The organism is Streptomyces sp. NPDC040589 (genome assembly GCF_055594445.1).
On sequence record NZ_JBVIWP010000003.1, the window covers coordinates 140,777 to 146,776 of the forward strand.

The window sequence follows — 6,000 nt, forward strand, 5'->3', positions numbered from 1 at the left end:
TACGCTCGACAAACCGCACGACCCCCGACGCCCCTTACACAGACTTTCCCGCCAGCGGAGGTTTCTGCTTCATGAAGCTCACCGTCGTCGGCTGCTCGGGGTCGTTCCCGTCCGCGGAATCGGCCTGTTCGAGCTACCTCGTCGAGGCCGACGGCTTCCGGCTGCTTCTCGACATGGGCAACGGTGCCCTGGGCGAGTTGCAGCGCCACTGCGGTCTCTACGACCTCGACGCGATCTTCCTCAGCCATCTGCACGCCGACCACTGCATCGACATGTGCGCGTACTTCGTCGCGCGCTACTACCGCCACGACGGCGGCCGCTGCGATCCTCTCCCGGTCTACGGACCCGAGGGCACGGAACACCGGCTGACCACCGCCTACGCGGACACCCCCTCCGCCTCCTCCATGAGCGAGGTCTTCGACTTCCACACGGTCAAGCCGTCCGCCTTCGAGATCGGCCCGTTCACGGTGCACACCGAGCGGGTGGCCCACCCCGTGGAGGCGTACGGCATCCGCCTCGAACACGACGGCAAGGTGCTGACGTACTCCGGCGACACGGGCATCAGCCCGGCCCTGGACGAACTCGCCCGGGACGCCGACCTGTTCCTGTGCGAGGCGGCGTTCACGCACGGCAAGGAGAACATCCCCGACCTGCACCTCAACGGCCGCGAAGCGGGCGAGACAGCAGCCCGGGCAGGAGCCCGGCACCTGGTCCTCACCCACATCCCGCCGTGGACGGACCCTCAGGTCAACGTCGACGACGCCCGCGCGGTGTACGACGGGCCGGTGGACCTCGCGGCACCGAGGCAGACGTACGAGGTATGAGGTCCATACGCGCGAAGGCCCCGGAACCAGGCGGTTCCGGGGCCTTCGTCGTGCCGCGTGTTACTTCGCCTCCGCCTTCTGGAGCTCGGCGAGTTCCTCGTCGGACTCGCGGCCCGGCGTCGGCAGGTTGAACTTGGTGATCGCGAAGCGGAAGACCACGTAGTACACCGCCGCGAAGCACAGCCCGACCAGGACCAGGCCCCACGGGTTGGTCGCGATGCCCAGGTTCAGACCGAAGTCGATCACGCCGGCCGAGAAGCCGAAGCCGTCCTTCATCCCCAGGGCCCAGGTCAGCGCCATCGACACACCGGTCAGCACGGCGTGGATCGCGTACAGCACCGGGGCGATGAACATGAACGTGAACTCGATCGGCTCGGTGACACCGGTGACGAAGGAGGTCAGCGCGAGCGAGAACATCATGCCGCCGACGACCTTGCGGCGCTCCGGCCGGGCGCAGTGCACGATCGCCAGGCAGGCGGCAGGCAGGGCGAACATCATGATCGGGAAGAAGCCGGTCATGAACTGCCCGGCGGTCGGGTCACCGGCCAGGAAGCGCGCGATGTCGCCGCTCTTGCCCTCGTACGTGCCGGCCTGGAACCAGGGGAAGGAGTTCAGCAGGTGGTGCATGCCGATCGGGATCAGCGCGCGGTTGGCGACACCGAAGATGCCCGCGCCGACGGCTCCGGAGCCGACCAGCCACTCGCCGAAGTTGTGCAGCGCCGTGCCGAGGACCGGCCAGATGTAACCGAAGACGATGCCGATGATCAGGCCCGCGAAGGCGGACAGGATCGGAACCATGCGGCGACCGCCGAAGAAGCCCGCCCAGTCAGGCAGCTTGGTGCGGTAGAAGCGCTGGTAGAGCAGGGCGACCACGAGGCCCATCACCACACCGCCGAGCACCTTGGCGTCCACCGGCGCGTCCACCATGACGACCTTGCCGTCGACGGCCGTCGCCACCTGCGGCAGGTTCGGGTCGGTGAAGGTGGCGAGCACGTTCTTGAAGACGAGGTAGCCGACCACGGCCGCCAGGGCGGTGGAGCCGTCCGACTTCTTGGCGAAGCCGATCGCGATGCCCACGGCGAACAGCAGCGCCATGTTGTCGAGGATCGCGTTGCCGCCGGCGGCCATGAAGCCAGCGATCTTGGTGATGAAGGCGGGGAACGACTCCCGCCCCAGCATGTCGGTGTTGCCGAGGCGGACCAGGAGGGCGGCGGCCGGCAGCACGGCGACGGGCAGCATGAGGCTGCGGCCGATACGCTGCAGGACCGCCATCACCGCAGTCCCCTTCTTCGGGCTCGCGGGCGCGGCAGTGTCTGTGGACATGAACTTCCTCCATGGGGCACGGCGCCGCCCAGGAAGAGTTCGATGGGGGACGGCGGCGTCTCAAAAGGGGAGCGCGGTCTCCGCCGCGCGACCTCCACCAGTGAGTGGTGTAGACCAGTTGTAGCACGCTAGGCCGAACGAGTGGAACCCGCCAATTCCGCCCGACTCGACGATCACGCCTCGGTGCTTTGTCGATCGGCGGACTTGTGGTGTAGACAACTGGATTACTGCGACCAAGCGGTTCGGATCAGGGAGAACAGAGATGGCCAGCAAGGCTGAGAAGATCGTTGCCGGGCTCGGCGGCATCGACAACATCGAAGAGGTCGAGGGCTGCATCACCCGCCTGCGGACCGAGGTCGTGGACCCCGGCAAGGTCGACGAGGCCGCCCTGAAGGCCGCCGGCGCCCACGGCGTCGTCAAGATGGGCACCGCCATCCAGGTCGTCATCGGCACCGACGCCGACCCCATCGCCGCGGAGATCGAAGACCTGATGTGAAGAGCGGGGGTCATCCCCGGCTTCATCCCCTGAACGGCCCCCTCCCCACCGCGGGAGGGGCCCCTTCCGCTGGTACGGCTAGGCTCAGCGGCATGTCTCGAATCGACGGCCGCACCCCCCAGCAGCTCCGCCCGATCACCATCGAACGTGGCTGGAGCAAGCACGCCGAAGGCTCCGTCCTCGTCTCCTTCGGCGACACCAAGGTCTTCTGCACCGCCTCCGTCACCGAAGGCGTCCCGCGCTGGCGCAAGGGCAGCGGCGAAGGCTGGGTCACCGCCGAATACTCCATGCTGCCCCGCTCCACCAACACCCGCGGCGACCGCGAATCCGTCAGGGGCCGCATCGGCGGCCGCACCCACGAGATCTCCCGCCTCATCGGCCGCTCGCTGCGCGCCGTCATCGACTACAAGGCACTCGGCGAGAACACGATCGTCCTCGACTGCGACGTTCTCCAGGCCGACGGCGGCACGCGTACGGCGGCCATCACCGGCGCCTACGTGGCACTGGCCGACGCCGTCGCCTGGGCCCAGCGCAAGAAGCTCATCAAGGCCGGCCGCCAGCCCCTGACCGGCACGGTCTCCGCCGTCTCCGTCGGCATCGTCGGCGGCGTCCCGCTCCTCGACCTCTGCTACGAGGAGGACGTCAAGGCCGACACCGACATGAACGTCGTCTGCACCGGCGACGGCCGCTTCGTCGAGGTCCAGGGCACCGCCGAGGCCGAACCCTTCGCCCGCGACGAACTCAACGCCCTCCTCGACCTCGCCGTCGCCGGCTGCACGGAACTCGCCGCCCACCAGCGCACCGCGCTTGATACCGTCCTCGAAAAGTAAAGGGCGCACCAAGGCAGATGCTCGGCGCGGGCAACCGCGCCGAGCATGCTCGCGTCTGAAGAGGTACGGGCGCACGGCTCATCCCTGTGCGCTCGGCCAGCCACACGGGCCGATGGGCCCGACCGACGAGAGGGACCGTTCCATGGCCGCGAGCCGCCGACGCCGCACCGCAGCCGTCGCCGCCACCCTGGCGGCCGTCGCGCTGACCGCCGGACTCACCACCGGCTGCGCCGCCGTCGACAAGGCGCTGGACTGCGTCCAGACCGCCGACGCCATCGCCGACAGCGTCACGGAACTCCAGCAGGCCGTGGACAACGCGGCCAACGACCCGACGCAGCTCGACAAGTCCCTCGACTCCATCGACAAGAACCTCGGCGAGATCGGCGACAAGACCGACAACACGGACGTCAACAAGGCCGTCGACGACCTCAACAAGGCCGTCGACAACGTCCGTACGTCGGTCAAGAACGGCGACGAGACCCCTGACATCAGCCCGGTCACGGACGCGGCGGGTGAACTGACGAAGGTCTGCACGCCGTGACGCTGCGCTAGCTGGGCCGGGGTTCTCGTGTGCGGGGTTCTGCCGGTGGTCGACCGCGGGTTCGTCGTGGTTGATCGCGCAGTTCCCCGCGCCCCTGACGGGGCGATACTGGGGGCCATGACCCGCTTGATCCTCGCCACACGCAACGCCGGAAAGATCACCGAACTCCGCGCGATCCTGGCCGAAGCCGGACTGCCCCACGAACTCGTCGGCGCCGACGCCTACCCGGACATCCCCGACGTCAAGGAAACGGGCGTCACCTTCGCGGAGAACGCACTCCTCAAGGCCCACGCCCTGGCCCAGGCGACGGGCCTCCTGGCCGTCGCCGACGACTCCGGCCTCTGCGTCGACGTCCTGAACGGCGCCCCCGGCATCTTCTCCGCCCGCTGGTCCGGCCGCCACGGCGACGACAAGGCCAACCTGGACCTGCTCCTCGCCCAGCTCTCCGACATCGCCGACGAACACCGAGGCGCCCACTTCGCCTGCGCGGCGGCCCTGGCCCTGCCCGACGGCACGGAGCGCGTGGTCGAGGGCCAACTCCGCGGCACCCTCCGCCACGCGCCGACCGGTTCCGGCGGCTTCGGCTACGACCCGATCCTCCAGCCCGACGGCGAGACCCGCACCTGCGCGGAACTGACTCCCCAGGAGAAGAACGCGATCAGCCACCGGGGGAAGGCGTTTCGGGCGCTGGTGCCGGTGGTGCGGGAGCTGTTGGGCTGAGCCCAAGAGAAACGGCCTGCGGATCGATTCTTCGATGCGCAGGCCGTATCTCGTGCGGCGGAAGGGATTCGAACCCTCAAGCCCGGTCAGGGGCCACAGGACCTAAACCTGCTGCGTCGCCGTTGCGCCACCGCCGCTAGCCGCCTGTCATCGTACCGGGAGTAGCTTGTCGGCTTCTGCCTCCCCTGCACCACGTGCTGGTGATCGCGTGGCCCCCCTTGCCCCGGGTGGCAGCCCTGCATCACGAGCGCTGGGGGCTGAATTCGCCTACCACAGCTGGAAGTTCGCGAAAACGAGGAGAGGCCGAAATGCTGCGGACGGTCTCGCCGGAGCTGCTGCCGCAGGAGGTCTGGGCCACCTGCCACTCCGTCACTGTCCGAGCCGGATCATCGTGCGGCCGGCCGATGCCCTTGCGGTGCTGGAGCGCCGTTCCCACCCGCAGGGCCTGGGGATTCCCTCGCGAACCGCGGTGCTCGACCACCCGGATCATCCCCTTCGTGCAGGCCGTCCATACCGTTCACCTGGTCCGCTCGGAACGATGGTGAGAGGCACAAGATTTTTACGTCACATTGACTGAAAGATCATCTGTTCGATAGCTTCCACGCCTTGCCTGATGTGGACAGGCCTCATGGGGGGGCCGCATCGGGGGAGAGATTCGGAGTTCCCGCATGTCGGGCAGATCCTCCAAGCGCGTATCCGCCGTGGTCGCGATGGCGTCAGCCTTCACCCTCGCGCTGTCCTCGGGTGCCTGGGCCAACTGGTCGGGCAGCATCAGCTCGTGGACGGACGGCGGTGGCAGCAACGGGAAGTCCCGCTACTGGGCGGACGAGAGCTACTCGGAGATCATCTTCAAGGGCTGCACCGTGCAGGGCGGCAGCAAGACCACCGGGGTCGAGCTGTGGGACTACGACGCGCTGTCGTCCAACGACTTCTACGGTGAGAAGACGTTCACCAACTGCTTCAACGGCTCGTCCTACGCCAGCCGGGGCGAGTACAACGGCCTGCCCCAGGAGTCGGACTACTTCTTCCAGCTCGACAACGTCGGCGGCGGAAGCAACGCGTGCTGCCTGCTGTGGGCGACCTATGCGGGAGTCGACACCTCTCTCGCCGATTCCTGATCAGTGATCTGAAGCGTGGTGGGGCGCCAACAGGAGGGGAAAACACCCCCCCTTTCGGCCCCCCCCCGGAGAAAAAAAGAAGAAACCCCCCCCCCCCCCCCGCCCAACAAAGCAGTGCTTTTTTTGTTTTTTGGGGCGGGGGGGTCCA

The 6,000-nt window shown here is 68.0% G+C and carries 7 protein-coding genes and 1 tRNA gene; 6 read left to right on the top strand and 2 right to left on the bottom strand.

Features of this window, described 5'->3' with window-relative positions; genetic code table 11:
- Nucleotides 1-71 precede the first annotated feature (71 nt).
- On the top strand, nucleotides 72-824 hold the full coding sequence (locus ACZ58V_RS13145; protein WP_468190304.1) for an MBL fold metallo-hydrolase: 753 nt from the start codon (nucleotides 72-74) through the stop codon (nucleotides 822-824).
- A 60-nt stretch (nucleotides 825-884) separates the two neighbouring features.
- Here ACZ58V_RS13145 and ACZ58V_RS13150 read toward each other — a convergent pair whose 3' ends face one another.
- Nucleotides 885-2,147 (bottom strand): PTS transporter subunit EIIC, encoded by a 1,263-nt coding sequence (locus ACZ58V_RS13150; RefSeq protein WP_468190302.1) that lies wholly within the window; start codon nucleotides 2,145-2,147, stop codon nucleotides 885-887.
- 262 nt (nucleotides 2,148-2,409) lie between these two features.
- Here ACZ58V_RS13150 and ACZ58V_RS13155 point away from each other — a divergent pair, with 262 nt between their 5' ends.
- The 4 genes from ACZ58V_RS13155 to rdgB all read left to right on the top strand — a co-directional run bounded on the left by ACZ58V_RS13155 (nucleotide 2,410) and on the right by rdgB (nucleotide 4,734).
- On the top strand, nucleotides 2,410-2,643 hold the full coding sequence (locus tag ACZ58V_RS13155; protein ID WP_215121112.1) for a PTS sugar transporter subunit IIB: 234 nt from the start codon (nucleotides 2,410-2,412) through the stop codon (nucleotides 2,641-2,643).
- 92 nt (nucleotides 2,644-2,735) lie between these two features.
- Nucleotides 2,736-3,473, top strand: a complete 738-nt coding sequence (gene rph / locus ACZ58V_RS13160) for a ribonuclease PH (protein ID WP_215121113.1) — start codon at nucleotides 2,736-2,738, stop codon at nucleotides 3,471-3,473.
- Between the two features lie 142 nt (nucleotides 3,474-3,615).
- A complete protein-coding gene (locus tag ACZ58V_RS13165; protein ID WP_184593195.1) occupies nucleotides 3,616-4,014 on the top strand; it encodes a hypothetical protein in 399 nt (132 codons plus the stop codon).
- A 117-nt stretch (nucleotides 4,015-4,131) separates the two neighbouring features.
- Nucleotides 4,132-4,734: an RdgB/HAM1 family non-canonical purine NTP pyrophosphatase gene (rdgB, locus tag ACZ58V_RS13170; protein WP_471290043.1), complete on the top strand. Its 603-nt coding sequence runs from the start codon at nucleotides 4,132-4,134 to the stop codon at nucleotides 4,732-4,734.
- Between the two features lie 53 nt (nucleotides 4,735-4,787).
- On the opposite strand, the gene ACZ58V_RS13175 is transcribed toward rdgB, so the two are convergent.
- A tRNA-Leu gene (locus ACZ58V_RS13175) sits at nucleotides 4,788-4,871 on the bottom strand.
- 531 nt (nucleotides 4,872-5,402) lie between these two features.
- Between ACZ58V_RS13175 and ACZ58V_RS13180 the strand changes: the two genes are divergently transcribed.
- Nucleotides 5,403-5,852 carry a hypothetical protein gene (locus ACZ58V_RS13180; RefSeq protein ID WP_468190296.1) on the top strand — a complete coding sequence of 150 codons (450 nt, stop codon included), beginning with the start codon at nucleotides 5,403-5,405 and terminating at the stop codon, nucleotides 5,850-5,852.
- Nucleotides 5,853-6,000: the final 148 nt, after the last annotated feature.